This is a genomic window from Pseudomonas peli (assembly GCF_050563605.1).
GTDB classification, from domain to species: domain Bacteria; phylum Pseudomonadota; class Gammaproteobacteria; order Pseudomonadales; family Pseudomonadaceae; genus Aquipseudomonas; species Aquipseudomonas peli_A.
In genome coordinates this window covers 386,463-413,425 of record NZ_JBNXUH010000002.1, presented here as the reverse complement: position 1 = coordinate 413,425, position 26,963 = coordinate 386,463, and the positions used below count along the sequence as shown (strand labels likewise).

Genomic DNA, 26,963 nt, shown 5'->3' with positions numbered 1-26,963 from the left:
AAGGAGCTTTGCCATGCACTACATCACTCCCGATCTGTGCGACGCCTACCCGGAGCTGGTCCAGGTGGTTGAGCCGATGTTCAGCAACTTCGGTGGTCGCGATTCCTTCGGTGGCGAGATCGTCACCGTCAAGTGTTTCGAGGACAACTCGCTGGTCAAAGAGCAGGTTGACCTGCCAGGTAAAGGCAAGGTGCTGGTGGTTGACGGTGGTGCTTCCATGCGCCGCGCGCTCTTGGGCGACATGCTTGCCGAGAAAGCCGCGAAGAATGGCTGGGAAGGCATTGTGGTGTATGGCTGCGTGCGCGATGTCGACGTACTGGCGCAGACCGATCTGGGCATCCAGGCCCTGGCCAGCCACCCGATGAAAACCGACAAGCGCGGCATCGGTGACCTCAATGTCGCGGTGACCTTCGGCGGCGTGACCTTCCGTCCGGGCGAGTTTATTTATGCCGACAACAATGGCGTGATCATCTCGCCGTCTGCGCTGCAGATGCCGGAGTAGGGCGCTTGCAGGAAACCGTCATGCACGAAGGTGACAACGCGCAATGGGGCCTGGTGCACGCCTTTGTCCTTAATGGTCAGGGCGGCGCCCGCAGCATTGCCCGGCAGGAACTGCACGGCCTGGTGCTGGGCGAGCAGGAAAGCCTCTGGCTGCATTGGGATCGCAGCCATCCGCAGACGCACACTTGGTTGCGTACAGAGAGTGGCCTGAGCGGCTTTGCCTGCGATCTGCTGCTGGAGGAGAACACCCGTCCGCGTCTGTTGGCGCTGCCTGAACAGCAACTGCTGCTGTTCCTGCGTGGCCTGAACCTCAACCCTGGGGCAGAACCCGAGGACATGGTGTCGGTGCGCATCTTTGCCGATGCCCAGCGTGCTATCTCCCTGCGCTTGCGGCCTTTGCACGCAACCGAAGCCTTGATCGAGGACTTGCTGGCGGGCAGGGGGCCGAAAACCTCGGCTGAGCTGATTCTGCGTCTGGCGCATTACCTGACCGACAAGATCGAGCTGCTGGTCGGCGAGTTGTCCGAGCAGGTCGACGATCAGGAAGAACGTGCCGATGCGCTGGAGAGCCAGGCCCCTGACCATTCAGCATTGCTGCAAATCCGCCGGCGCGCCGCCAGCCTGAGACGTTTTCTCTCCCCGCAGCGGGATATCTATGGGCAGCTCACGGCCAGTGCTCAGGCCTGGCTGGTTGGCGCCGATAGCAGTTACTGGAACGAACTGAACAACCGTCTGACGCGCTACCTTGAAGAGCTCGAGCTGAGCCGTGAACGGGTCAACCTGCTGCTGGAGGCTGAGAATCGGCGCATGGATGAGCGGATGAACCACACCATGTACCGCTTCGGCATCATCACCGGGATTTTCCTGCCGATGAGTTTTCTCACCGGCTTGCTCGGTATTAATGTTGGCGGTATTCCAGGCTCGGAAAGCCCTTATGGGTTTCTTCTGGCGTGTTCGTTGATGGCTGCGGTGGCGCTGGTGCAGTGGCTGCTGTTTCGTCGCTTGCGCTGGATCTGATGTGACTTGCTCCGTATTCACCTCGTCTAGCCGTCACATCCTGTGAGGTGCGCCATGCACGATCCCTTTGAAGAATCACTGCGCGATTTGCTCAAGTCGCCCACCTCGAGTCACGACGATGACGCCTGTTTGCATCGCGTGCTGAAAACCGCCAACCGCCAGGTCGGCGCCGGTGATCTGTTTGCCCTGATGGGGCACTGGGCTGGCGCACTGATGCTGGCACTGAATAACGGCTCGGCGCATGTGGCGCCGGTCTCGCGTCGTAAAACCACCGAATCAACTGTTAATAAGGCTGACTGAGCATGGAATTTACTCAAGTTCTGGTTGACGCGATGGCCAGCGTTTGGACCCCGATTGCCGCCTTTATCCCGCGTCTGTTTGGCGCGATGGTGGTGGTACTGCTGGGTTTTGTGGTGGCCAAGTTCCTCGACACACTGCTGTCGAAATTGCTCGGCAAGATCGGTCTGGATCGCCTGATGGCCGGTACGGGCCTGACCAAGTTGCTGAGCCGTGCCGGCATTCAGGTGCCGGTATCGACCCTGATCGGCAAGATTGTCTACTGGTTCGTGCTGTTGATCTTCCTGGTTACGGCCGCTGAGTCCCTGGGGCTGGAGCGGGTTTCCGCGACGCTTGATGTACTGGCCTTGTACCTACCGAAAGTCTTTGGTGCAGCCTTGGTGCTGCTCGCTGGCGTGCTGCTGGCGCAACTGGTCAGCGGCCTGGTGCGCGGCGCCGCAGAAGGTGTAGGGCTGGATTATGCGAGCGGGTTGGGTCGCGTTGCCCAGGGGCTGGTGATCATCATCAGCATCTCGGTGGCGATTGGCCAACTGGAGGTTAAGACCGACCTGCTCAACAACGTGATCGCCATCGTGCTGATCTCGGTGGGTCTGGCGGTCGCTCTGGCGCTGGGGCTGGGCAGTCGGGATATTGCCAGCCAGATTCTGGCCGGCATTTATGTGCGCGAGTTGTATGAGGTTGGGCAACAAGTGCAGGTCGGTGCGGTCGAAGGGCAGATCGAGGAAATTGGTACGGTCAAAACCACATTGCTGACGGAAGCCGGCGAGCTGATTTCAGTGGCCAACCGTACCTTGCTCGAGCAGCAGGTAAGCAGCCGCTAAGGCCAATCCCTGCTATTGTATGCGGCCAATCCGCAGCCTGAATTGCAGGCTGCGCTGGCTTTTGTCCTGACTGTCGGCCCGACTCGTTTTGAATAAAGCCCAATCTGCGTCTCTGCGTTACGACCCCCGCGAACTCTCGGACGAAGAGTTGGTGGCGCGTTCCCGTGACGAGTTATTCCACATAACCCGCGCTTATGAAGAGCTGATGCGTCGTTACCAGCGCACGTTGTTCAATGTGTGCGCGCGTTATTTGGGTAATGACCGTGATGCTGATGATGTTTGTCAGGAGGTCATGCTCAAGGTCTTATATGGCCTTAAGAACTTTGAGGGTAAATCAAAGTTCAAAACCTGGCTGTACAGCATTACCTACAACGAATGTATTACTCAATATCGCAAAGAACGGCGTAAACGCCGTCTTATTGACGCCTTAAGTTTGGACCCGCTTGAAGAAGCGTCCGAGGAAAAGGCGCCAAAGCCTGAAGATAAAGCCGGTCTTGATCGTTGGCTGGTGCACGTCAATCCGATAGATCGGGAAATTCTGGTGCTACGTTTTGTCGCAGAGCTGGAGTTTCAAGAGATTGCCGACATCATGCATATGGGCTTGAGTGCCACGAAAATGCGCTATAAGCGCGCACTCGATCGTCTGCGCGAGAAATTTTCCGATAGTACTGAAACTTATCTTGAATAAAGCCGTCATAGCTAACGGTTAATTCTGTTAGAATAGCCGGCTGAGTTGTCTTGTGTCTGTCAGACAACTTACTGACCACCAAGATAGGGAACATTAGTAATGAAATTGAAAAACACTTTAGGCGTTGTCATTGGCTCGTTGTTGGCCACATCCTCCCTCAGCGTTCTGGCTCAGGGTCAAGGCGCTGTCGAAGTGGAGGGTTTTGCCAAGAAGGAAATCTTCGACAGCGCCCGTGACTTTAAAAACAACGGCAACCTGTTCGGCGGTAGCATCGGCTACTACCTGACTGACGACGTTGAACTGCGCCTGGCCTACGACGAAGTGCACAACGCTCGTGGCGAAGACGGCCGCAACATCAAGGGCTCGAACACCGCTCTGGATGCTTTGTACCACTTCAACAACGCTGGCGACGCACTGCGTCCTTACGTTTCTGCAGGTTTCTCGGATCAGAGCATCGGTCAGTCCGGTCGCAATGGTCGTAACGGCTCCACCTTCGCCAACATCGGCGGCGGTGCCAAGTACTACTTCACTGACAACTTCTACGCCCGTGCTGGCGTTGAAGCTCAGTACAACATCGACCAGGGCGACACCGAGTGGGCTCCAAGCGTCGGTGTCGGCATGAACTTCGGTGGCGGCAGCAAGCCGGCTCCGGTTGCCGTTGCTGCTGTTGAACCGACTCCAGAGCCAGTTGCTGCTGAAGAGCCAATGGAACTGGTTCGTGTTGAGCTGGACGTTAAGTTCGACTTCGACAAAGCCAGCGTTAAAGAAGAAAGCTACGGCGACATCAAGAACCTGGCTGACTTCATGAAGCAGTACCCACAGACCACCACCGTGGTTGAAGGTCATACTGACTCCAAAGGCAGCGACGCCTACAACCAGAACCTGTCCGAGCGTCGTGCAAGCGCTGTTCGTGACGTCCTGGTCAACCAGTACGGTGTAGACGCTGCTCGCGTTAACGCTGCTGGCTACGGCGAAGCTCGTCCGGTTGCTGACAACGCTACCGACGCTGGCCGCGCTGTTAACCGCCGTGTAGAAGCTGAAGTAGAAGCTCAGATCCAGCAGTAATTGGTCTGGCTACATAGAAAACCCGGCTTCGGCCGGGTTTTTCTTTGCCTGCGAGAAATATCGGGAAGACGCTTTTAACATCACATGACAGCGATCTATTGGGTTGCAACGATGGATGATCGGGCAGAAAAAAGCCCGCTTGTGGCGGGCAAGGGGAACTTCGCGGAGCGCGAAGCGGTTAGGCGCTGATAGCAGCTAGCTGCATGTTAGGTTGAGCCGCGACCTCACCAATCACCAGAATGGCCGGGCTTTTCAATTTGAAGTCGTGGGCGGCTTGTTGCATGGCCGCGAGGCTGCTGCGGCACTCACGTTGGTGTGGTAGCGAGGCGTTCTCGATCAAGGCCACGGGCATGTCGGCGCGCATGCCGCCGGCCAGTAGGCTTTCGCGAATTTCTGCCAGTTTGGCCACGCCCATATACACCACCAAGGTTGTGCCGCTTTGAGCCAGGGCGGGCCAGTTGAGGCTGCTGTCGTCTTGGGTATGCGCGGTGACCAGGGTGACTCCGCGGGCTACGCCGCGTAGCGTCAGGGGGATGCCGCAGTTGGTGGCTCCGGCCAGGCCTGCGGTGATGCCATTGACCATCTCCACCTCGATACCATGCTCGCTCAGCCAGTCGGCTTCTTCGCTGCCACGGCCGAAGATGCAGGGATCGCCGCCTTTTAGGCGCACCACGCATTTACCCTGGCGCGCATAACGCAGCATCAGGCGATGGATAAACGCCTGTGGAGTGGAGCGGCAACCGCCACGTTTGCCTACCGGCATAATCCGCGCGTTGGGGCAATGCTCCAGTACGGCTGGATTGACCAGGTCATCAATCATCACGATTTCGGCTTGGTTCAGGGCTTTAACCGCCTTGAGGGTCAGCAACTCCGGGTCACCGGGGCCTGCGCCTACCAGCCAGACTTTTGCGCTCATATTGATCTCCTCAGCCCTTGTGCATCACCAGCAGTGGTTTGATTTGGCTACGCAGCAGCCGTGTTGCAACAGTCATTTAGGTGGCCAGCAATCTGCTGAAAAAAACTCACGCAAAACAAAAAAGGCGTCCCGCTAGTCACCTAGCGAGGACGCCTTTGTCCAAGTCCCGTTCTATCGGGAAGTGCAGCCTTCTTCGTTGAGGCCGCGCTTTATTAAATTGTGCGATTACCAATGCAGAGCCTGTGCCAACTTGATTAGTGCGTATTTTCAAGGTTTATCAGCGAGTTACAGCTGATTTGCGAAGTCTTTACGCACCGTTTAAAGGCGCCTTGCGCAGTATTGGTGCGCAAGTTGCGGCTTTAACGCAGCAGCCCGATCAGCAGGGCCAGGTTCAGCAGCAGGGAAAACAACGCCACGCCGCGCCAGACCAGCAGCGGTTCACGTTCCAGCAGTGGCCGTGGCCGGCTGCTAAGGGATTTGCGTTCCGCTTGCTCTAGAGTTAGCAGCCATTCTTCGGCGGTTTCATAGCGCTGCTTGGGCTCGGCACTAAGGGCTCGGTTGAGGCTGTCATCGACCCAGCTGGGTAAATCCGGGCGATAGCGGCTGGCTGGGGCCGGTTGGCCAAAGCGTGGATGCTGAAAGGCTTCAATTTCGCCGTAGGGGTAGTGTCCGGTGAGTAGGAAATACAGGGTTACGCCTGCGCTGTAGAGATCCTGCTGTGGACTGGGGGCGACGCCGGTAAAGGCTTCGGGGGCGATATAACTGGGGGTGCCGGGCAGCTCGCAGGCTTCATCACGGGTCAGGCCGGGGCAGTAGGCCAGACCGAAATCCAGCACGCGCAGCTCGCCGTCATCGCCCCACAGCAGGTTTTCCGGCTTGATATCGCGGTGCAGGATATTGCGCCGATGCAGCATACCCAGGGCTTTGATCAGCCGCGGGGCGATGTCCAGCCATTCCGGTAGCCCCAGCGGGCCGCTCAGGCGCAGATGCTCCGCCAAGGTTTGCCCGGCGTATTCGCGCTGCACGTAATACAGATGCTGACGCTGCGGCAGCGGATGCACTTCGGCGAAGAAGCGCCCGGCCACGCGACGTAGAAACCATTCTTCGAGCAACAACGCTGGGCCGGCTTGCGGTTCATCACTGCGGCTGGGCGGCAGGGTTTTCAGCAGCCAGCGCCGCGCCTGGGCATCGCGCACCCGGTAGACCAGCGACTGGCGTGATTCGGCCAAAAGTCGCTCGACCTGCCAGCCTTCGAAGCTCTGTCCTTCACGCAGTTTTGTCGGTAGCGGCCAGTGCTGCAGTTGCGCCAGGGTGTCGGCCAGATCGCTTTGCGGCAATGCCTCGACGCGCAGCAGCAGAGCACTGGCATTGTCCTGACTGCCAGCCAGGTGCGCGGCATTGACCAGCGCACTGCTGGCGGCGGGCAGGTCCTGTTCATCGTGGAGGATGCGTTGAATGCCCGCGTCGCCCAGGGTGGCCCAGATACCGTCGCTGACCAGTACGAAACATTCGCCTTCTCGCAGCTCGCCATCCAGGTAATCCATTACCAGGTGCTGGTCCAGGCCCATGGCGCGCTTGAGCACATGCTGCATGCCGGGTTGTTCCCACACATGGTCTTCGCTGAGGCGCTCGAGCGTGCCGTTCAGCCAGCGATAGGCCCGGCAATCACCGACGTGCGCCAGGGTAAAACGCCGGCCGCGCAGGATCAGCGCGCTCAAGGTGGTGAGTAGCGGCTGACCGCCGCCATTGGCTTGCAGCCAGCGGTTGTGCGCGACCAGCACACGGTCCAGCGATTGGGTGACCGCCCAGGTTTCCGGGGTGGAGTAGTAATCCAGGGCCAGGGCCTGCAGGGTGGCGCGCGCCGCCAGACCGCCGTCGGCGCATTGGCTGACGCCATCGGCGAGGGCAAACAAGTAACCCTTGCTGGCCGCCAGTGCCGGAGCCGGGGTAACCACGCGAATGGCGTCCTGATTTTCGCTACGCGGGCCAGTGGCGCTGGCTTCGCCGAAGGTCAGTTGCAAGGCCATGCAGAGGTTCCTGGGTAGGCGGCTGAAGAAGCGCTGAGGCAAAGGCGAGGCTGGTGAGGCAGCTAAGGAGAGCCGCTGCCGACTTCTCCCGCCTTTCCTGACCAGTGCAATAAGCGCTGCCAGCCAGCCTCGCCTTTGCCTCAGTGCTCCAATAATGAATGGCTACAGGGTGGATGAACCGAGCGTCATCCACCCTGCATTTTTGTTATTACACCCGAGCGGCGGTCACTGCGGCGCTGCCCCAGGTGGTGCGCCAGCGCAGCTTGACTCCGTAGAGGCCGAACCAGGCGAGCACGCCGAGGCTGGCGAACAGCCACAAGCCGAGCTGGTAATCACCGGTCTGCTGCTTGATGGTGCCCAGGCCTGCGGCGAGGAGGAAGCCGCCGATGCCGCCGGCCATGCCGATCAGTCCGGTCATCACGCCGATTTCCTTGCGAAAGCGCTGCGGCACCAGTTGGAACACTGCACCGTTACCTGCGCCAAGGCCAAGCATGGCGGTGACGAACAGGGCCAGCGCGGCGGTCGAACTTTGCAGATTGAAACCCACAGCGGCAATGCTCAAGGACGCCAGTGTGTACATCATCAGCAAGGTGCGGATGCCGCCAATACGGTCGGCCAGTGCGCCGCCGAGGGGGCGCAACAGGCTGCCGGCGCAGACGCAGGCGGCGGTGTAGTAACCGGCGGTCACCGGGTTCAGACCGTACTGGTCGTTGAAATAACCGGGCAGGGCGCTGGCCAGGCCGATAAAGCCGCCGAAGGTCACGCTGTAGAAAAACATAAACCACCAGCTGTCGCGGTCACCCAGAGCTTTCAGGTAGTCAGCCAGTGCTTTTGGTTTGGGCCGCTCCGGAGCATTCTTGGCAACCAGAGCAAAGATCAGCAGGGTTGCCAGCAGCGGAATCAGCGCCCAGCCGAAGACGTTCTGCCAGCCGAACAGCGCGGCCAAACCTGGGGCAAACAGCGCAGCCAGCACGGTGCCGGAATTGCCTGCACCGGCAATGCCCATGGCCTTGCCCTGGTGCTGCGGTGGATACCATTGCGAGGCCAGGGGTAGAGCGACGGCGAACGCGGCACCGGCAAAACCGAGGAACAGACCGAGCAGTAACGCTTGCTCATAGCTGCTGATACCGATCTGCCAGGCGCAAAACAACGCCACGATGACTATCACCTGACCAACCAGGCCGGCGGTTTTGGGTGATAGGCGATCGGCCAGAAAACCCATCAGCAAGCGCAGCACGGCGCCGGCGAGAATCGGCGTGGCGACCATCAGGCCGCGCTGTTGCGCGGTCAGGTCGAGATCGGTGGCGATCTGCACAGCCAGTGGGCCGAGCACGTACCAGACCATAAAGCTCAGGTCGAAATACAGAAACGCGGCGAACAAAGTTGGGGTGTGGCCGGATTTCCAGAAACTTGTATTCATCGAAAACCTCATTCAGCAAAAAAGGGTCCCGGTGGGGTGCGGTACGCCATGGTCGTGGACACGGCGGCCGCAACCCATCGGGGGAGGTGGTGTACTTGTGGTACGCCACCCTGAGGCCGAAGCCACAGCTGGGTTGAGAGAGTTACTAGCGCGAGTCCTGGATCGCAGGGCAGGTGCCAGCCCCAAACGCTGGGGCGTAAAACGCAAAACGCCGCATAAGCCGAACGCCTTGGGGCGTGGTCTATGCGACGTCTTTGTCGTTTGTTGAGCAGCCGCCATTGGCTACCTGTAACAGGGCTATAGCAAGAGCTGCGCCAACCGGGAAAAACCCTGGATTAACGGGTTTTCAGCTGTTGGATAGCTGCGCTTGTGCTGCAAAAGGAGGCGTTATCAGAGTGGCTCGCCCTTGAATGGGGCGCAGGCATATTCCCGGTTCTGGCAAACCAGGTTGGGTAAAGGCAGGCCGCGATGGGCCTTGGTTCGAGTGCGTCAGCTGGTAAGCGTTAGCGCGCTGCAGCGTGAGTCAATTGGTCGGGCGTCGGCGGCGGAACTTGCAGCCTGGGTGGGTAAGGGAAGGGTGAGGAGGGCCAGAGCGAGTAGGTTGCTCAAAAGCCCGGCGTGGCGGACATGGCTGCGCGTGGTCGGCATAGCAATTCCCCTGCTTTTGTTGTTATGCCTAAGGCGTAGCAGAGGATGTGCCAGCTGTCACGGTTGCAGCTGGATAATTGGACAATTAGTGTTCAATTATTCAGCGTTGCTGCGATCAAGCGTGATCAGGCCGTCAATCGGCCTCTTTGTGCTGATAAGCCCAGGTTACTTGCTGAGCCAGTTGACTTTGCTGAATTTGCCGCTGAATGTCGCCGGCATCTGCACCACTTTGCCCAGTTTGTAGTTGAAGAACACGAAACCGGATTTGGCCATGGCCACCAGCGTGTCGTCGGCCGGGCGGGTGATGCGGAAGGTGATGTCGCCGCCGTAGGCGTTGAAGTCCATCACACCGACTTCAAACAGCAATTGATCGCGGGCGTGGGCTTCAGCGCGGTAGGTGGTGGCAAGATCGGTGACGATGATGCCGGTGCCGTCTTCCTGGGTTTCCTCGATGCCGAACTCGAAGAGAAAACGTGCCCGCGCCTCGGAAATCATCGAGATCATCGAATCATTGCCCAGGTGGTTGGCGGCGTTGATATCGGTCACCCGCACGGTCAGGTGGGTGGCGTAGCAGAACTGGTCTTCAGGGAACTCAAGTTTCAGGCGGGCCATGGTCAAGATCGCAGTCGAGAAAGGCTGCCAGTTTACCCACTAGCGGCGGGCGCCATCCATGGCTGTATATGCCCGCGCTAGTTAATGCGCGAGAAAGCGGCGAATGCCCTGCAGTTCGCTGCGTATCACCGGCATGGCCAGTGGCAATAGCCGCGAGGCATCGACTATCGGGCGGTCATCGGCGTGGCTGGTTTGCATGGCGGTGAAACTGCCGCTGGAAAACGGCAGTACCACCTTGTGTTGGCCGTCCATAAAGGCCAGGCGGTCCCAGTCGCCGGCAATCAGCATGCGTTTGGCGCTGGGTTCGAACAGGCTTTGGCCGATGCTGTAGTCGCGCGGCGGGTTATTCACCCCAAGCAGTGGCAGCAGGGTTGGCAGCAGGTCGACATGGCTGGTCGGCAGCACTTCGCGATGCGCCGCCTGGCCAGGTACCCAGAGCACCAGCGGGACCTTGATCTGCTCATCAACAAAGGTCGAGTTGTGGCCCCAACGGCCTTTTTCCATAAATTCTTCACCGTGGTCGCCGGTGATCACGATCAGCGTGTTGTCGAGCAGCCCCTTGGTCTGCAGATGCTCAGTGATGCGCGCTATCTGGCTGTCGAGGTGGTGCACCGAGTTGAGGTAGCGCTTGTAGATGCCTTTGATGTCTCGCTCAAGATCCATGCTGGCGTAGCTGAAGTCCGGCAGGTAGTCCGGCTCGATAACCGACTCGGGTGGGAACTCGTAATTGGCGTGGGGCGACTCGAAAAATATAAAGGTCATAAAGGGCTTGGCCGGTGCGCGCTGGTCAATGAACTGCAGCAGATCATCGACATTCTTGCGGTCACGCTGCCAGCTGTAGCCCTGGTCAAAGGCCTGCATCTGCTCTGCGGGGACTTTGACGAACAGGGTTTTGTCGAACTCCGGGTAGCTGAATTTGGCGCTGGTAAACAGCTTCATCTGGTACTGCTGCTGTTGCAGTACATCGATCACTGGGCTGCCGATTCGCGCATCCAGTACCGGGAACCAGAGGTTGGCCGGCAGCCCGTAGAATTGGCTGAACATGCCGATGCGTGTGCCGTTGCCGCCGGAAAAGTGATTGTCGAAACGCTGCGCGCGCTCGGCGAATGCATTGGTCTGCGGCATTACCCGCGGGTTGAGGCTGTCCGCACGCCAGGACTCGGCCACCAGCCAGACCACGTTTAATGGCTTGGCCGGCGGTTCAATACGCAAGGGGGCTTGTGGGTAGGCCAGCTGGCCTTTCAGCGCGACATTTTCCACTTCCATACGCTGCGGGCGCGCCAGACCCAGGCGTTTCTCGAGGAAGCCGCGCATAGTCAGTGGTTGATAAAACGGCATGCGCTGGGCGGTTTCCAACAGCGGGCTGTAGCCATAGAAATGGCTGAGCGCATAGCTGGTCCGCTCACCTAGGGCCAGCAGGATAAACAGCGGCAGCACCCAGAGCAGGCGTGGCACCGGTACGCCGCGCGCCTTGCGCACCAGACCCGCTGCCAGCAGATAGAGCACGCCTTGGCCGGCCACTGTGGCGAGGGCGATCAAGGCAAAACCGCGCTCACTGGATTCTGATGAGCCCAGTGCGGCAATCCCGCCGGGGGTGGTCAGAATGTTCCAGACAAAACCGTTGAGGTGAAAGCCATAGAGTTTCCACAGCAGCATGTCTGCGTAGATCAGCAGTTGCAGCGCACTGGCCAAGGCAATCAGCAGGGCAATTCGCGCCGCCCCCAGCCAGCGTCCGCACAGCCGGCATAGCAGCCAGAACGGGCTGATAAACAGCAAGGCATAGCTGCTGATCAACAGTCCCTGGTACACCCCCATGCTCAATGACTCGGCCGGTTCAAACAGTTGGCTCAGGTGGACGGCTACGGCCAGCCAGGTAAACAGCCAATACAACGCGTCAACGCGGCGAGCGGGCGCAAAGGGGGGCATAGACAGTTCCTTATTAGGGGTGTGGCACGAAGCGTTGCAGCGTAAGGCTGCTTGCTTAAGCGGGGCTTAACGCAGACGGGGGGTTAGCGATGTCTGCTCTTGAGCCAATAGAAGGTCACTCTGCCGCCTTCGCTAGAGGGGCCACTGTGATCCTGGATGTAGGCGCCAGCCTTGAAATACAGCTGCTGGTTGCCCCAGTGCGTACTCAATTCTCTATGCAGGCCGCCATTGTCGCCATCGTTGCTGCTGACACTAACTGCCAGCATGCCGCTGGGGCTGAGGCGCAGATCATAGCCGAAGCGCTCGCCCAGCCTGATGTTTTCCGCCAGCAGGATATTTTCCACCTCGGCGTCGCCAGGGCGTTTGCGCAGCAGCAGTTCGAGGCGGCCAACGCCGCGTAGATAGTGGTATTGCAGTTTGAGCAGGGGGTCGTTGTGGCTGCCGGGCTCATTCTTGCTGTGGATCTGCCCAATAACGATTTTGTTCTGACTGGGTATCTGCTTGACCGCCAGCACGGCGCTCAAATAGTTGTCGGCACTGGCGTGGTACCAAAAGCTCAGCGTGCCATCGGCCTGGGTTTCGCGCAGTTCGCTGCGGGGATAGTCGGAGTTTTTGCTGTGCGAGCCGCTGGCCGGTACCCAGAAGGTCACGCTGCCATCGCTATGTTGGCGAAAATACTGGTTCTGGTAGCCATTATTCAGGCGGGCGGTGGCGATGGTGCTGGGTTCGGTATGGGTGGGGATCGAGAGATTCCACGTGCTGAGATCAATCACGGTGCATCCTTACTGAGTCATGGATGGGTAAATAACTCCGGTTCGGTGGCCGTGGTGGGGTGAAGTTCAATTGGACTGATCAACGGGACCTGATCAACCCGCTAAACAGGAAACTGCCGTTTATCACGCTATTGGCGAAACACCCGCAGGTTGCGGGTGCTTCGCCAGCAGGCGGTTCAGGCTGCGGGGCGCTGCTGGCGCTGGTAGAGAAACTCCAGCACGGCGGTGCGGTAGGCGTGGTAGTGCGGGTCATTGGCCAGGGCCAGGCGATCGCGCGGGCGCGCCAGATCGACCTTGACGATATCGCCCACGGTCGCCGCCGGGCCATTGGTCATCATCACGATGCGATCTGAGAGCAGCACCGCCTCATCGACATCGTGGGTGACCATCACCACCGTGCTGTGGGTTTCGCCGACAATGCGCAGCAGCTCGTCCTGCAGGTGCGCGCGGGTCAGGGCATCCAGCGCGCCGAAGGGTTCGTCCATCAACAGCACCTTGGGCTGCATGGCCAGGGCACGGGCAATGCCGACGCGCTGCTTCATGCCGCCAGAGATTTCATTCGGGTGTTTGTAGGTGGCGTGGCTGAGGCCAACCATGGCCAGGGCCGCTTCGGTGCGGGCCTTGAGCTGGGCCTTGCTTTCCTTGCCGGCGAAGACTTTCTCCACCGCCAGGTAGACGTTGCCGTAGCAGGTCATCCAGGGCAGCAGGCTGTGGTTTTGAAACACCACGCCGCGCTCCGGGCCAGGACCGTCGATCTCGCGGCCATTGCAGATCAGGCCGCCTTCGCTGGCCTCGAGCAGGCCGGCGATCAGATTGAGCACGGTTGATTTACCGCAACCCGAGTGGCCGATCAGGGTGACAAATTCGCCCTTGGCAATGCTCAGGTTGACGTCGGTGAGGGCCTGGAAGCGGCCTTTCTTGGTGTCGAAATGCTTGCCGACCTGGGTCAGCTCCACGAATTTATCCATGTTGCGGCTCCTTAAACTGGCGTAATCAGCTGGCCTGCTTTAACTGGCGTAGTCGAAACGTTTGGCCAGCAGCAACAGCAGTTGCTCCAGGGCCAGGCCGACCAGACCGACGATGATGATGGCGATCAGGATGTGTTCGACGTTGAGGTTGTTCCACTCATCCCACACCCAGAAGCCCAGGCCAGTGCCGCCGGTGAGCATCTCGGCGGCGACTATCACCAGCCAGGCCACGCCAATGGCCAGACGGATGCCGGTCATCAGATGCGGTAATACGGCAGGAAACAGGATGCGTGTGAGCACCTTGAACTCCGACAGCTTGAGCACCCGCGCTACGTTCAGATAATCCTGCGGCACGCTGGCCACGCCGGCGGCGGTATTGAGGATGATCGGCCAGATCGAGCTGATAAAGATCACCCAGATCGACGCCGGGCCAGCCGCTTCGAACACCAGCAGACCAATCGGTAGCCAGGCCAGCGGCGAAACCGGACGCAGCAGGCTGATGATCGGCGAGAGCATGCCGGCCAAGAAGGCAAAGCGGCCGATGGCAAAGCCCAGCGGGATGCCGATCAGCGCCGCCAGACCAAAGCCGATACCGACGCGGCCCAGCGAATGCAGGATGTTCCAGCCGATGCCCATGTCATTCGGGCCGTTGTCATAGAACGGGTTGGCAAACAGCTCCAGCGCCGCCGCCCAGGTACTTACCGGGCCAGGCAGGCCCTCGCTCTTGGTCGCAATCAGCGCCCACACGCCGATAAACAGCAGGATGCCCAACAGCGGCGGCACAACCGCCTTGAGCAGGCTGGTCAGCGCCGCCACGCCTGGCAGAACCAGGCGTGGCGCTTTGCTGATCGGCGCAGCTAACGGCAATGGGGTTTTTAGTGGTGCGTTCATCACGAACCTCCCAATCAGGCTTTAATCGCAAAGGAGTTGGCGTAGGCAGCCGGGTCAGAGCCATTCCACACGTTGCCGTCGATCAGCGTGCTGCTACGCAGCGAGCTGGCCGGCACAGGGATGTTCAGCGCACTGGCGGCTTCCTTGAATAGCGCCACCTGGTTGACCCCGGCGGCGACGGCGGCGTAGTTCGGGTCTTCTTTGATCAGGCCCCAGCGCTTGAACTGGGTCATAAACCACATGCCGTCGGAGTGATACGGGAAGTTCACTGTGCCGTTTTTGCAGAAGGCCATGGCGTGGTCGTCTTTCCAGCTGTTGCCCAGGCCGTCCTCGTACTGGCTGAGGAAGCGTGGCTCAATCACCTTGACCGGCGCATTGACGTAAGCCTTACCGGAAATCAGCTTGGCGGTGCTCTTGCGGTTTTCCTCGCTGGCCTCGATAAACTGGCTGGCGTCCAGCACCGCCATGATCAGCGCGCGGGCCGCGTTGGGGTATTGCTCGATAAAGGCGCGGGTGGTGCCGAGGACTTTTTCCGGGTGATCCGGCCAGATCTGCTGAGTAGTGACGGCGGTGAAACCGATCTTGTCGGCAATCGCCCGCGCGCCCCAAGGCTCGCCGACGCAGAAACCGTCCATATTGCCGACGCGCATATTGGCGACCATTTGTGGTGGCGGCACGACGATGGTTTTCACATCGCTCATCGGGTTGATGCCCAGGCTCGCCAGCCAGTAATACAGCCACATGGCGTGGGTGCCGGTGGGGAAGGTCTGGGCGAAGGTCAGCGGGTTGCCGCCTTTTTTCACATGCTCGGCCAGTTGCGCACCGTTGGTGACGCCGGCTTCCTTGAGCTGCTTGGAAAGAGTGATGGCCTGGCCGTTCTGGTTCAGCCCCATCAGCACGGCCATATCCTTCTGCGGCCCGGCGATACCCAGCTGTGCACCGTACATCATGCCGTACAGCACGTGGGCGGCATCCAGCTCGCCGGTATTGAGTTTGTCGCGCACACCAGCCCAGGAGGCTTCCTTGCTCGGGGTGATGGTCAGCCCGTATTTCTCGCCAAAGCCCTGGGTAGCGGCAACTACTACCGAGGCGCAGTCGGTCAGTGGAATAAAGCCGACTTTCAGCGCAGCCTTTTCTGGCGCATCGGAGCCGGCGGCCCAGGCGACGCTACGCAGCGAGGCGGGCGCGCTAAGGCCAAGGGCGGCGACACCGCCGACGGTGCCGGCGACGGCAATCGAGGTTTTCAGGAAGTTACGGCGGCTATGCAGGCTTGGGTTCTTCGAATCACGATCAGTCATAGGTCTGTCCTTTCTGGCCGATAAAACGGCTGAAACAAAAAACGGCGTACGCCAGGCCACCTCAAGGAGGGGGCCTGACGGACGCCGTTGTCCGTGATCCGCGGCTCACCGCCGTTGGTGGGCTGCGCAGGAATCTTGTGAGGACAATTGCAAGGGGCTTGCCAGTTTTACTGGGGCACGGCGGCTAACAACCGCCAGTGCGCTCTGAGAATGGCTCGAACGAGCCTTAGGTTGGCAGGCTTAAACGCTATAAATCATAGGCTTAAGCGCAGTATTGAATGTTGGCTAGAGCAGAGTTTTCTTGCCGTAGCAGTGCGCCATGCCGCAGATCAGCAGCGCTGCCAGCCGGCTTATTGAGCCAATGCTGTGCATGGTCAAGCCGCTGCCAAGCGCTTTTGCTTCGCCTTGGTGCTGGGCGAGCCCAGGTGTTGATCGCGTGCCCCCTGCCTTAGCGGGACAGCGATTTGCCCTGAGCTTCCTCAACAAACTCCTTGAGCCAGCGCAGCACCTCCACCGCCTCCCAGCGCGAGGGGTCGAACATGGCATAGGCCAATCCCTGATAGCCGACCACATCCAGCTGACGGTGATAACCGGCGCGCTGCAGCAAGGCTTCGATCTCGGCAAAACAGGTGTTGAAGTGCACCCGGGAAAACGGCGTCTTGCCTTCAGTAACGATGCCTTCAAGCTGCAATTCATTGACGGTGGCCCGGACTTTTTCCAGGGGCATGCGGTTTACGCTGTGTTTCAGCTGCAGTACGTCGAGCATCTGGGTACTCCTGTTAACGCCTTGTATGGGCCCGATCTGCCGGGCGACATGGTTGGCTGGATGGCATGACCAAGGGTAATCGAAAAATACTGTACAAATAAACAGTATTCGATAATAGTAAGCCCAAGGCCCTAACCGGCACCTACTCGATCACTCGCGCCATCTGCCCGCAAAGCCAATGGCCACAGGCACTGCAGAGGAGTCACTAACAATGCAACAGATGCTGATGACAATTGTGCTGTTGGGTCTTTTGGCCGGTTGTGCGCAACCGCAGCTTGATCAACCGAGGGCCAATGGCACCTACCTGGTGATCGAGAACGGGCAGGCCTGGGCGGTGCTCGTATCTGACGGCAAACGCGTGGAAGAGCAAGGTACGGTGGTGGATGTGATCAGGCTGCCGAGCGAGAGCTCTGCAGTTGCTGCCAGTTATGTGATCGAAACGGCCAATTGCGGCCGCGTGCAGTGGCTGAGCGAACGCTCGGATGCGGCCGATGGCATGACCAACCTGATGTCGCTGCACAGCAATAACCAGCTGGGGCAGAGCGGCTGCGTCATTACCAGTGGTCTGAGCAAGGTTTGGACGGTGCTGGATTATTCCGGCTGAAACGAAAGAGGGCACCCTTAGGTGCCCTCTGTTTGCTTACTCGTCAGCCTTGGCCTTCTTGCCGGGTAACAGGCCATCGGCGCGGAACATTGTCTTGATCCCGCGAATCGCCTGACGGATGCGGTCCTGGTTTTCGATCAGGGCAAAGCGCACATGGTCATCGCCATAATCGCCGAAGCCTATGCCTGGGGAAACGCAGACCTTGGCCTCCAGCAACAGCTTCTTGGCGAACTCCAGCGAACCGAGCTGGGCGTACTGCTCGGGAATCTTCGCCCAGACATACATCGAGGCTTTCGGGTTTTCGACCATCCAGCCCAGCTCATGCAGGCCTTTGACAAGCAGGTTGCGGCGCTGGCGGTATTGCTCGGCGATATCGCGCACGCATTGCTGATCACCTTCCAGTGCGGCAATCGCTGCCACCTGCAGCGGGGTGAAGGTGCCGTAGTCGTGGTAGCTCTTGATTCGCGCCAGTGCGCTGACCAGCTCCTTGTTGCCGACCATAAAACCGATGCGCCAGCCGGCCATGTTGTAGCTCTTGGACAGGGTGAAGAACTCCACGGCAATGTCCTTCGCGCCCGGCACCTGCATGATCGACGGGGCTTTCCAGCCGTCGTAGACGATATCGGCGTAGGCCAGGTCGTGAATCACCAGCACGTCGTATTGCTTGGCCAGGGCCACCACGCGCTCGAAGAAGTCCAGCTCCACGCACTGCGCAGTGGGGTTGGAGGGGAAGCCGAGGATCATCATCTTCGGCTTGGGGATCGACTCGCGAATCGCCCGCTCCAGCTCGGCGAAGAAGTCCACGCCGGGAATCAGCGGCACCGAACGCACCTGGGCGCCGGCGATTACCGCGCCGTAGATATGAATCGGGTAGCTGGGGTTGGGCACCAGTACGGTGTCGCCATGGTCCAGTGTGGCCAGCATCAGGTGCGCCAGGCCTTCCTTGGAGCCGATGGTGACGATGGCTTCGCTTTCCGGATCGATCTCGACCTCGTAGCGGTCCTTGTACCAGCGCGAGATGGCCCGGCGCAGGCGCGGAATGCCGCGTGAGGTGGAGTAGCCATGAGTATCTTCACGCTGGGCGACCTGCACCAGCTTTTCGACGATATGTGGCGGCGTGGGGCCATCGGGGTTGCCCATGCTGAAGTCGATGATGTCTTCGCCACGGCGACGCGCGGCCATCTTCAGTTCGGCAGTGATATTGAAAACGTAGGGGGGGAGTCGATCAATGCGCGCAAAGCGGCGCGAAGCTTGGTCAGCCATGCTTTCCTCGGATACGTAAGCGCCCGGAACCGTCCGAGCGACGTTGGCCAGTGCACTGGCCAGGCGGCGAAGATAAGCGCTGCTGGAGGGCTTTGTCGAGCCCCATGGCAGCGCCGCTATTTAGAACCTACTCAGGATCTCTGGTAGTCGGTAGCGACTGCAGCAGATGCTCTTAAGCCGGAATCTGCCGCTTTAGGCGTAGCAGCAAATCGGCCAGCAGTTCGATATCGGCGTCCATGGTGCGCCACGACGAGACGCTCAGGCGAAAGGCTGGGCGGCCCTGCCAAATTGTCGGGCCGAACCAGACTTCGCCGCTGGCCTGCGCTGCTTCGCGAATGACCACGGTCTGGGTGTCGCTATCACCGCGTACCAGCACCTGGTTGAGCACTACGCGATTGAGCAGAGGGTAACCGCCATCGCGCAGGCGCTCTGCCAGCCGGCCTGCTTGGCGAATATGCCGGTCGATCAGTTCGCGCAGGCCGTCGCGGCCGAGGCTGGCCAGGGCTGCCCAGATCGCCACGCCGCGGGCGCGGCGGGAGAATTCCAGGGTCAGGTTTTTCTGCGCGTCCTTGCTCGCGCTGGCATAGGCGGCGTCGCTGTTCATCGCCGTGGCCAGGGCGTCGGCATCACGGCAGATGGCCATGGCGCCGTCGTAGGGAGTGTTCAGCCACTTGTGGCCGTCGCAGGTCCAGCTGTCGGCCAGCTCCACGCCAGTGGCCAGATGCGCAGAAGAGGAGGCGCGGGCCCACAGGCCGAAGGCGCCGTCGACATGCACCCAGGCGCCGGCGGCTTTGGCTTTGGGGATCAGCTCGGCGAAGGGGTCGAACTCGCCGGTGTTCACCTCCCCGGCCTGCAGGCAGAGGATGCTCAGGTCATCCAGGGCTGGCAGCTGCGCGGGGTCGATGCGGCCTTGGGCGTCGGTGGGGGCGACGATCAGCCGGTTCATACCGAAGCCGAGGATGCGCAGGGCCTTCTTCACCGTGATGTGGCAGGTGGCGGATACCACCACGCGTAATTCCGGCGCACCGCTCAGGCCATCGCCATCGAAGTCCCAGCCCTTGCGCGCCAGCAACGCGCGGCGGGCGGCCGACAGGCTGGCCAGGGTGCAGGCGGTGGCGCTGGTGCCGAAACCGACGGCGCTGCTGCGTGGCAGATCGAGGGCTTCCAGCACCCAGCGTCCGGCGGTGCGCTCCAGCACATCGGCGACTGGGGCATTGTCGAAGGAGGAAGCGCACTGGTCCCAGGCCAGTACCATGCGTTCCGCCGCGGCGGCTGCGGGCAGGGTGGCGCCGATAACGAAGCCGAAGTAACGCGGGCCGTTGCTGGCCACGGTGGCGGGGGAGCCGATCTCGTCCAGCTGGCGTAGCACCTCCTGATCATTCAGGCCCTGTTCGGGCAAGGGCTGTTCGAAGGCCTGCAGGGCGGCTATGGCGGAGGGCGAGGGGTAGACCGGGCGGCTGTCGATGCCATCGTAATAGCCGAGGGCGCGGCGATCCGCTTCGGCCAGTAGCTGGCGTTCTTCATGGGAGGTGGGCATGGCGTTCTCGGCGCTGGTGGTAATGCCTTCACCTTAGCCAGTCAGGGCCTGCCAGCGCAGATACACAGTTGTTGGGAGTGAGCCGTACAGTTGAAGTTGCTACGGTACGGATGGGGTAACAGTGCAAGGTTGGCCGGTACAGTTATGGCGCCCGTAGGCCGGGCGCCGCTGCTTGTTTCAGCCGCCGAGCATGTCGTGCATGGCGATGATCTGTTCGGCCACCTGCGCGAGCTTCTGCTGACGGCTCATGGCCTGACGGCGCATCAGGGTGTAGGCCTGTTCCTCGTCGCAGCTTTTCATCTTCATCAGCAGGCCTTTGGCCAGTTCGATGCGCTTGCGCTCGGCCAGCTGGGCATCACGTGCTTGCAGCTGCGCGCGCAGCGCCTGGTCGCTCTCGAAGCGGGCCATGGCCACGTCGAGAATTGGCTGCAGACGCTGGGCGTGGATGCCTTCGACGATATAGGCACTGACGCCGCTCTGAATCGCCTGACGCATAACGCCGGGGTCGTGCTCGTCGGTGAACATGACAATCGGCCGCGGCTGATCGCGGCTGACCAGCACCACCTGTTCCATCACGTCGCGGCTGGGCGATTCGGTGTCGATCAGGATCACGTCAGGGCGTACCGCCTCGACCCGTTCCGGCAGGTCGATGGTCAATCCGGATTCGTCGATTACTTCGAAACCGGCCTCGGTCAGGGCGGTTTTCAGGCGGCCCACCTTCTTTGCGGTGTCGTTGATCAGCAGGATGCGCAGCATGTTAGCGACTCTCCTGTTGGGCGCCGATGGATGCATCGGCCAGGGTGTGCAGGGCAAAGCTGCGTGCGTAGCCGGCTGGGTCGCTGCCGTCCCAGATCTGGCCATCAAGCAACTGGCTGCTGCGCATGTCGCTTGGTATGTCGATGCCGAGCGCTTCGGCAGCCTGGCGGTAGAGGTCGAGTTGCTGCACCTGGCTGGCAATAGCCAGGTAGTCCGGATCTTCGCGCAGCAGGCCCCAGCGGCGGAACTGGGTCATAAACCACATGCCGTCGGACAGGTAGGGCTGGTTGACCGCGCCGTGCGCATGAAAACGCAGTGGATGGGCGTCTTGCCAGGCGTGGCCGAGGCCGTCCTGATACTGGCCGAGGAAGCGCGGCTGGATCGCCGACAGCGGCGCATCGACATACTCGCTGCCGCTGAGCAGTTGCGCCGTGCTGCGCTGGTTTTCCTCGCTCTCATCGATAAACCGGCTGGCCTCCAGCACCGCCATGATCAGGGCGCGGGCGCTGTTGGGGTGCTGTTCGGCAAACTCACGGGTGCAACCCAGGACTTTCTCCGGGTGATCGGGCCAGATCGCCTGGCTGGTGGTCAGGGTGCAGCCCATCTGTTCATCCACTGCCTGGGCGCTCCAGGGCTCGCCGACGCAGAAGCCGTCGATACGCCGGGCCTTGAGGTGCGCGAGCATCTGCGGTGGTGGCACGACGACGCTGTCGACATCGCTGAGCGGGTGAATGCCCTGGCTGGCCAGCCAGTAATTCAGCCACATGGCGTGGGTGCCGGTGGGGAAGGTCTGGGCGAAGGTCAGTTTTGCGCCAGTCTGGTGCGCGCGTTGCGCCAATGCGCTGCCAGTGCTCACGCCAGCGGCCTGCAAGGCGGGCGATAGATTGATGCTCTGGCCGTTCTGGTTCAGACCCATCAGCACCGCCATATCGGTGGCTGGCGCACCGCCCAGGCCCAGCTGCACGCCATAGATCAGGCCGTAGAGGCTATGGGCTGCGTCCAGTTCGCCACTCAGCAGCTTGTCGCGCAAGGTGGCCCAGGAGGCCTGGCGCTGCAGGTTGAGGGTCAGACCATGCTTCTCGGCGAAGCCCTGGGTGGCGGCCACGATGACCGATGCGGCGTCTGTGAGGGCCATAAAGCCGATATTCAGTACCGGTTTTTCCGGTGTATCGCTGCGGCTGATGTCGTGCTCATTCATGGTGCGTTTCCTGTGCCCACACAAAAAGGTGCCGTACCAAACGCCGACTTCAGTCTGCGATCAGAACGACACCATTGTCTATTTCAGCCGTTTCCGCCGTTGGAAAGGCTTTGCTTCCTGATACATAGCAATGCATGTGCCAGTGCTGATTGGTGTGCTTCAGGCAAAACAAACCCCGCCATGGCGGGGTTTGTTTTGGAGCAGTTCAGGATTCGCGTTACCGCATTTTCCTGAGCGACGCTTGAGAGACTTGTTGCATGTGACTTTAGCTACCGCTGGTCAGCACTTGCCCGTCGGGGGTACTTACGATTTGTCCACTGCTGCAGCCAGCCAGGCCGATTACGCAGAGTGCGGCAATAATCAATTGCTTCATAAGTCTCTCCAGATGTTTTGTGGTGCATTGTGCATCCACATCCCAACAGTAGTTGTATGGCGTTTTTTAGCAAGCCTGGCAGAAAGAAAAAGCCCCGCACTAGGCGGGGCTTTCTTGTTGCGGGTAACGCTTAGACCTGAATAGCAGGGATCTGGGCGTTTGCAGCAGCTTCACGGAACTCGGCGATCTGGTCGAAACTCAGGTAGCGGTAAACGTCCGCTGCCATGGTGTCGATTTTCTTCGCGTAGACCATGTATTCCTCAACTGTCGGCAGCTTGCCGGTGATGGCTGCAACAGCCGCCAGCTCGGCCGAAGCCAGGTAGACGTTGGCACCATCGCCCAGACGGTTGGGGAAGTTACGGGTGGAGGTCGAAACCACGGTGGAGTTCGCCTCAACGCGTGCCTGGTTACCCATGCACAGCGAGCAGCCCGGCATTTCCATGCGCGCGCCGGCTTTGCCGTAGATGCCGTAGTAGCCTTCTTCGGTCAGCTGATGCTGGTCCATCTTGGTCGGCGGCGACAGCCACAGACGAGTCGGCAGGGTGCCTTCGACTTTCTCCAGCAACTTACCGGCAGCGCGGAAGTGACCGATGTTGGTCATGCACGAACCGATAAACACTTCGTCGATTTTCTCACCCTGAACGGAGGACAGCAGACGAGCGTCGTCTGGGTCGTTCGGGGCGCAGAGAACCGGCTCGTTGATCTCGGCCAGGTCGATTTCGATGATTTCGGCGTACTCGGCGTCCTTGTCGGCTTCCATCAGCTTCGGATCGGCCAACCAGGCTTCCATCGCTTGGGCGCGACGTTCCATGGTGCGGGCATCGCCGTAGCCTTCGCTGATCATCCAGCGCAGCAGGGTGATGTTCGAGCGCAGGTATTCGGCGATAGCCTTTTCTGGCAGCTTGATGGTGCAACCGGCAGCGGAACGCTCGGCAGAGGCGTCGGACAGCTCGAAGGCCTGTTCAACGGTCAGCTCGTCCAGACCTTCGATCTCGAGGATGCGGCCGGAGAAGATGTTCTTCTTGCCTTTCTTCTCGACGGTCAGCAGGCCTTTCTGGATGGCCACGTAAGGGATGGCATGCACCAGGTCGCGCAGGGTGATGCCTGGTTGCAGTTTGCCCTTGAAGCGCACCAGTACCGACTCCGGCATGTCCAGCGGCATTACGCCAGTGGCAGCGGCGAAGGCGACCAGGCCAGAACCGGCCGGGAAGGAGATGCCGATTGGGAAGCGGGTGTGCGAGTCACCACCGGTGCCGACGGTGTCCGGCAGCAGCATGCGGTTCAGCCAGCTGTGGATGATGCCGTCGCCAGGACGCAGGGACACGCCGCCACGGGTGCGGATGAAATCCGGCAGGGTGTGGTGGGTGGTGACGTCGATTGGCTTCGGATAAGCGGCGGTGTGGCAGAACGACTGCATGACCAGGTCAGCGGAGAAGCCCAGGCAAGCCAGGTCTTTCAGCTCGTCGCGGGTCATCGGGCCAGTGGTGTCCTGGGAGCCGACGGTGGTCATCTTCGGTTCGCAATAGGTGCCAGGACGCACGCCTTTGCCTTCCGGCAGGCCGCAGGCCTTGCCGACCATCTTCTGCGCCAGGGTGAAACCCTTGGTGCTGGCAGCTGGAGGTTCAGGCAGCTTGAACAGGTCGGTTGGGCCCAGGCCCAGTTCGGCGCGCGCTTTCTCGGTCAGACCGCGACCGATGATCAGCGGGATACGGCCGCCAGCGCGGACTTCGTCGAGCAGTACTGGGGTCTTCATTTCGAAGGTGGTCAGTACTTCGTCGGTGCCGTGCTTGCAGACTTTGCCAGCATGCGGGTACAGGTCGATCACGTCGCCCATGTGCATGTTGGAAACGTCGAATTCGATTGGCAGAGCGCCGGCATCTTCCATGGTGTTGTAGAAGATCGGGGCAATTTTGCTGCCGAAGCAGAAACCACCAGCGCGCTTGTTCGGCACGTTAGGGATGTCGTCGCCGAAGAACCACAGCACCGAGTTGGTGGCGGATTTACGCGAGGAGCCGGTACCGACTACGTCACCGACGTAGGCAATCGGGAAACCTTGGCCGCGCATGACTTCGATCTGCTTCATCGGGCCGGTTACGCCTTGCTCGTCCGGCACGATGCCGTCACGTGCCATTTTCAGCATGGCCAGGGCGTGCAGCGGGATATCCGGACGCGACCAGGCGTCTGGAGCCGGGGACAGGTCGTCGGTGTTGGTTTCGCCAGTCACCTTGAACACGCGCAGGCTGATCTTGTCGGCCAGAGTCGGGCGGTTCTTGAACCACTCGCCGTCAGCCCAGGATTGCAGTACGCCTTTGGCGTGAACGTTGCCGTTCTTGGCTTTTTCAGCGACGTCGTGGAAGGCGTCGAACATCAGCAGGGTGTGCTTCAGTTGCTCGGCAGTCACGGCAGCCAGTTCGCTGTCGTCGAGCAGCTCAACCAGGGTGGCGATGTTGTAACCGCCTTGCATGGTACCGAGCAGTTCAACAGCGTGTTGCTTGCTGATCAGTGGGGAAGTGACTTCGCCTTTGGCAAGGGCAGAGAGGAAACCGGCCTTGACGTAGGCGGCTTCGTCGACGCCTGGCGGCACGCGGTTGGTGATCAGGTCGAGAAGAACAGCTTCTTCGCCGGCTGGCGGGTTTTTCAGCAGCTCGATCAGGCCTGCGGTTTGTTCGGCGTTCAGCGGCTGGGGCACGATACCCTGAGCGGCACGCTCTGCTACATGTTTGCGATAGGCTTCAAGCACAGTTATTACCCTCATCAGTGGTCCCAAAGGGTTGTCCGGGACGCGATCCAGAAAGCAACAAACCAGGCGCTTCGTGGCTTTATGGGCCGCTCAGCCGAGGTTGCGCTGCTTTCTTGCAGAAGCTGTTTTCAAAGTTTTACGCCGGCAGGACGGGCTGGATGAGGGCTGGTGCAGACACTTGAAGGGTGGCTCAAGGGTCGGCACCAACATCGAACCTGCAGGATTGACTGTGCTCGTGACGCTTTGAAAACAGCTTCCAACGGACGTTGCTGCCTCTAAAAGGCCGGCCGATTCTACTGGAAAGCTTTGAAAAAGTTAAGCCAAAGGCCCTGTTTATCTGGGGGTGATCTGCCTTAGACAAAGGGCTAAGATGCCAGCCTGTCCGCCAGTACCCATGCCTTTCGTTATGTCCAACCAACGCATCAAAACCCCTTGTGTCGGCCTGTGCTCCACTGTTTACGGCGATTTGGTTTGCCGTGGCTGCAAACGCTTCCACCATGAGGTGATCAACTGGAACGGCTATAACGACGAGGAAAAACGCGCCGTGTGGCTGCGCCTGGAGGTGCTGTTGGTCCAGGTGATGGCAGCCAAACTGGAAGTTTTCGATGCCGATCGCCTGCGTATGCAGCTGGAACAGCGCAAGATCCGTTTTGTCCCGCAACAATCACCTTACTGCTGGGCTTATCAGCTGATTGCCCGTGGTGCGCGGGTGATCAGCCAGTTGAATGCCTATGGCATGGTGCTGTTGCCGGAGTTTCGCGACTGGGGCCTGCCGGAATTGCGCGATGCGATTGATCGCGAGTTCTTTCTGCTGTCCGAGGCGCACTACGAGCGCTATATCGCGCCGCGTTTTCTGCTCGAAGGGCTTGAGATAAGAGTCTGAACCCATCTTTCAAATGAAAAAGCCGCCTGGTTAGGCGGCTTTTTTGTTGCGGGCAGAAGGGTTAGCGCTGGGCGACCAGCTCTTCCAGGTGGGCGATAATGTCGTCTGGCTTAAGCACCAGGATGTCGCTTTCAAGGGAATCGAGAATCACCTCGGCGGTATTGCCGATCAGCGCGCCGGAAATACCGGTGCGCGCTACGGTGCCGATTACCGTGACGCCGGCGTTGAGTCGATGGGCGGTCTGCGGGATCAAGACATCGGCTGGGCCTTCGGCGATATGCAGACGCTCATCGCTGATCTCGTACTCGGCCTGGAACGCCTTGCATTGCTCGCGGTAGCGCGCCTCTATGGTTTCCTTGAGCTGGAAAGTCGGGTCGGCAGCCGAAAGCATGGGTGCAGGGTGAGCGCTGATCACATGCAGCTCTGCCTTGGCCAGGGCTGCAATATCAAAGCCATGGCTGACGATGCTGGTGTGCAGGGTGCGGTGCTCGCTGTCGGCGTTACCCACATCGACCGCCGCCAGAATCGCGGTGCCCGCCCAGGATTTTTCGGTTTTCACCATCAGCACTGGCGCTGGGCAGTAACGCAGCAACTTCCAGTCATCGGGGGTGAGCAGGGCCTTTTTCAGTGGGTTGTCGGGGAAGTGCTGCTTGATCACCAGGCCGCAGCCTTCGGCCTGCTGCACATTGATGATGGTCTGGTGCTGGTTTTCATCCCAGGCTTGTTGGCTGGAGGTGCTGAACCCTTCGCTGTTGAGCAGGCCGGTAAGGTCGCGCAGGTAACCGGTGTGATCACTTTTCTTGTCGCATACCAGCAGGTGCAGGTGCGATTGAGTGACGCCGGCAATCAGCTTGGCGCGTTTGAGGGCCAGGTCTTCCGTGTGATTGGGCTCCATCACCACCAGAATGCTGCGAATAGCTTGCATGATCATCTCCATGTGCAGTCAGTTGTACTGTTTATCACTATAGATCGCTG

The 26,963-nt window shown here is 60.2% G+C and carries 24 protein-coding genes; 8 read left to right on the top strand and 16 right to left on the bottom strand.

Annotated elements, in window-relative coordinates; translation table 11 throughout:
* The first annotated feature begins 13 nt into the window (after window positions 1-13).
* The 6 genes from rraA (at window position 14) to ACQ4LH_RS04180 (ending at window position 4,389) form a co-directional block, all read left to right on the top strand.
* Entirely contained in the window at window positions 14-502 is a 489-nt protein-coding gene (rraA, locus tag ACQ4LH_RS04205; RefSeq protein WP_090255901.1) for a ribonuclease E activity regulator RraA, read from the top strand.
* Between the two features lie 20 nt (window positions 503-522).
* Window positions 523-1,518, top strand: coding sequence for a zinc transporter ZntB (locus ACQ4LH_RS04200; RefSeq protein WP_430696061.1), 996 nt, complete (start codon window positions 523-525; stop codon window positions 1,516-1,518).
* A gap of 54 nt (window positions 1,519-1,572) precedes the next feature.
* Window positions 1,573-1,818: a CrfX protein gene (locus ACQ4LH_RS04195; RefSeq protein ID WP_108488145.1), complete on the top strand. Its 246-nt coding sequence runs from the start codon at window positions 1,573-1,575 to the stop codon at window positions 1,816-1,818.
* A gap of 2 nt (window positions 1,819-1,820) precedes the next feature.
* A complete protein-coding gene (locus ACQ4LH_RS04190; protein ID WP_430696060.1) occupies window positions 1,821-2,636 on the top strand; it encodes a mechanosensitive ion channel family protein in 816 nt (271 codons plus the stop codon).
* A gap of 88 nt (window positions 2,637-2,724) precedes the next feature.
* Window positions 2,725-3,324 carry an RNA polymerase sigma factor SigX gene (sigX, locus tag ACQ4LH_RS04185; RefSeq protein ID WP_430696059.1) on the top strand — a complete coding sequence of 200 codons (600 nt, stop codon included), beginning with the start codon at window positions 2,725-2,727 and terminating at the stop codon, window positions 3,322-3,324.
* Window positions 3,325-3,423: 99 nt separating this feature from the next.
* Window positions 3,424-4,389 (top strand): OmpA family protein, encoded by a 966-nt coding sequence (locus ACQ4LH_RS04180; RefSeq protein WP_430696058.1) that lies wholly within the window; start codon window positions 3,424-3,426, stop codon window positions 4,387-4,389.
* A 178-nt stretch (window positions 4,390-4,567) separates the two neighbouring features.
* Here ACQ4LH_RS04180 and cobA read toward each other — a convergent pair whose 3' ends face one another.
* From cobA to ACQ4LH_RS04130, 10 genes are all read right to left on the bottom strand, one after another.
* Entirely contained in the window at window positions 4,568-5,305 is a 738-nt protein-coding gene (cobA, locus tag ACQ4LH_RS04175; protein WP_430696057.1) for a uroporphyrinogen-III C-methyltransferase, read from the bottom strand.
* Between the two features lie 359 nt (window positions 5,306-5,664).
* Window positions 5,665-7,332 carry a protein kinase domain-containing protein gene (locus ACQ4LH_RS04170; RefSeq protein WP_430696056.1) on the bottom strand — a complete coding sequence of 556 codons (1,668 nt, stop codon included), beginning with the start codon at window positions 7,330-7,332 and terminating at the stop codon, window positions 5,665-5,667.
* Window positions 7,333-7,540: 208 nt separating this feature from the next.
* On the bottom strand, window positions 7,541-8,752 hold the full coding sequence (locus ACQ4LH_RS04165) for a nitrate/nitrite transporter (RefSeq protein ID WP_430696055.1): 1,212 nt from the start codon (window positions 8,750-8,752) through the stop codon (window positions 7,541-7,543).
* Between the two features lie 813 nt (window positions 8,753-9,565).
* Window positions 9,566-10,012 carry a thioesterase family protein gene (locus ACQ4LH_RS04160; RefSeq protein WP_430696054.1) on the bottom strand — a complete coding sequence of 149 codons (447 nt, stop codon included), beginning with the start codon at window positions 10,010-10,012 and terminating at the stop codon, window positions 9,566-9,568.
* A gap of 81 nt (window positions 10,013-10,093) precedes the next feature.
* On the bottom strand, window positions 10,094-11,938 hold the full coding sequence (locus ACQ4LH_RS04155; RefSeq protein ID WP_430696053.1) for a sulfatase-like hydrolase/transferase: 1,845 nt from the start codon (window positions 11,936-11,938) through the stop codon (window positions 10,094-10,096).
* A gap of 83 nt (window positions 11,939-12,021) precedes the next feature.
* A complete protein-coding gene (locus tag ACQ4LH_RS04150) occupies window positions 12,022-12,711 on the bottom strand; it encodes a polysaccharide lyase family 7 protein (RefSeq protein ID WP_430696052.1) in 690 nt (229 codons plus the stop codon).
* Between the two features lie 176 nt (window positions 12,712-12,887).
* Complete coding sequence (locus ACQ4LH_RS04145) at window positions 12,888-13,679, bottom strand: ABC transporter ATP-binding protein (protein ID WP_430696051.1); 792 nt, start codon at window positions 13,677-13,679, stop codon at window positions 12,888-12,890.
* A 39-nt stretch (window positions 13,680-13,718) separates the two neighbouring features.
* Entirely contained in the window at window positions 13,719-14,570 is an 852-nt protein-coding gene (ntrB, locus tag ACQ4LH_RS04140; protein WP_430696050.1) for a nitrate ABC transporter permease, read from the bottom strand.
* 14 nt (window positions 14,571-14,584) lie between these two features.
* Window positions 14,585-15,868 (bottom strand): CmpA/NrtA family ABC transporter substrate-binding protein, encoded by a 1,284-nt coding sequence (locus ACQ4LH_RS04135; RefSeq protein WP_430696049.1) that lies wholly within the window; start codon window positions 15,866-15,868, stop codon window positions 14,585-14,587.
* A gap of 448 nt (window positions 15,869-16,316) precedes the next feature.
* Window positions 16,317-16,634 carry a transcriptional regulator gene (locus ACQ4LH_RS04130; protein ID WP_090386771.1) on the bottom strand — a complete coding sequence of 106 codons (318 nt, stop codon included), beginning with the start codon at window positions 16,632-16,634 and terminating at the stop codon, window positions 16,317-16,319.
* A 211-nt stretch (window positions 16,635-16,845) separates the two neighbouring features.
* Between ACQ4LH_RS04130 and ACQ4LH_RS04125 the strand changes: the two genes are divergently transcribed.
* Window positions 16,846-17,238 carry a hypothetical protein gene (locus ACQ4LH_RS04125; protein WP_430696048.1) on the top strand — a complete coding sequence of 131 codons (393 nt, stop codon included), beginning with the start codon at window positions 16,846-16,848 and terminating at the stop codon, window positions 17,236-17,238.
* 36 nt (window positions 17,239-17,274) lie between these two features.
* Here the strand turns inward: ACQ4LH_RS04125 and alaC are convergent, their stop codons facing one another.
* From alaC to acnB, 5 genes are all read right to left on the bottom strand, one after another.
* Window positions 17,275-18,501 (bottom strand): alanine transaminase, encoded by a 1,227-nt coding sequence (gene alaC, locus ACQ4LH_RS04120; protein ID WP_430696047.1) that lies wholly within the window; start codon window positions 18,499-18,501, stop codon window positions 17,275-17,277.
* A gap of 172 nt (window positions 18,502-18,673) precedes the next feature.
* Entirely contained in the window at window positions 18,674-20,038 is a 1,365-nt protein-coding gene (locus tag ACQ4LH_RS04115; protein ID WP_430696046.1) for a pyridoxal phosphate-dependent decarboxylase family protein, read from the bottom strand.
* A 177-nt stretch (window positions 20,039-20,215) separates the two neighbouring features.
* On the bottom strand, window positions 20,216-20,794 hold the full coding sequence (locus tag ACQ4LH_RS04110; RefSeq protein WP_160014173.1) for an ANTAR domain-containing response regulator: 579 nt from the start codon (window positions 20,792-20,794) through the stop codon (window positions 20,216-20,218).
* A gap of 1 nt (window position 20,795) precedes the next feature.
* On the bottom strand, window positions 20,796-21,992 hold the full coding sequence (locus tag ACQ4LH_RS04105; protein ID WP_430696045.1) for a CmpA/NrtA family ABC transporter substrate-binding protein: 1,197 nt from the start codon (window positions 21,990-21,992) through the stop codon (window positions 20,796-20,798).
* A 503-nt stretch (window positions 21,993-22,495) separates the two neighbouring features.
* Window positions 22,496-25,105, bottom strand: coding sequence for a bifunctional aconitate hydratase 2/2-methylisocitrate dehydratase (gene acnB, locus ACQ4LH_RS04100; RefSeq protein ID WP_430696143.1), 2,610 nt, complete (start codon window positions 25,103-25,105; stop codon window positions 22,496-22,498).
* 406 nt (window positions 25,106-25,511) lie between these two features.
* Here acnB and ACQ4LH_RS04095 point away from each other — a divergent pair, with 406 nt between their 5' ends.
* Complete coding sequence (locus ACQ4LH_RS04095) at window positions 25,512-25,988, top strand: DUF1289 domain-containing protein (protein WP_275962601.1); 477 nt, start codon at window positions 25,512-25,514, stop codon at window positions 25,986-25,988.
* Window positions 25,989-26,049: 61 nt separating this feature from the next.
* On the opposite strand, the gene ACQ4LH_RS04090 is transcribed toward ACQ4LH_RS04095, so the two are convergent.
* Complete coding sequence (locus ACQ4LH_RS04090; RefSeq protein ID WP_430696044.1) at window positions 26,050-26,913, bottom strand: universal stress protein; 864 nt, start codon at window positions 26,911-26,913, stop codon at window positions 26,050-26,052.
* Window positions 26,914-26,963: the final 50 nt, after the last annotated feature.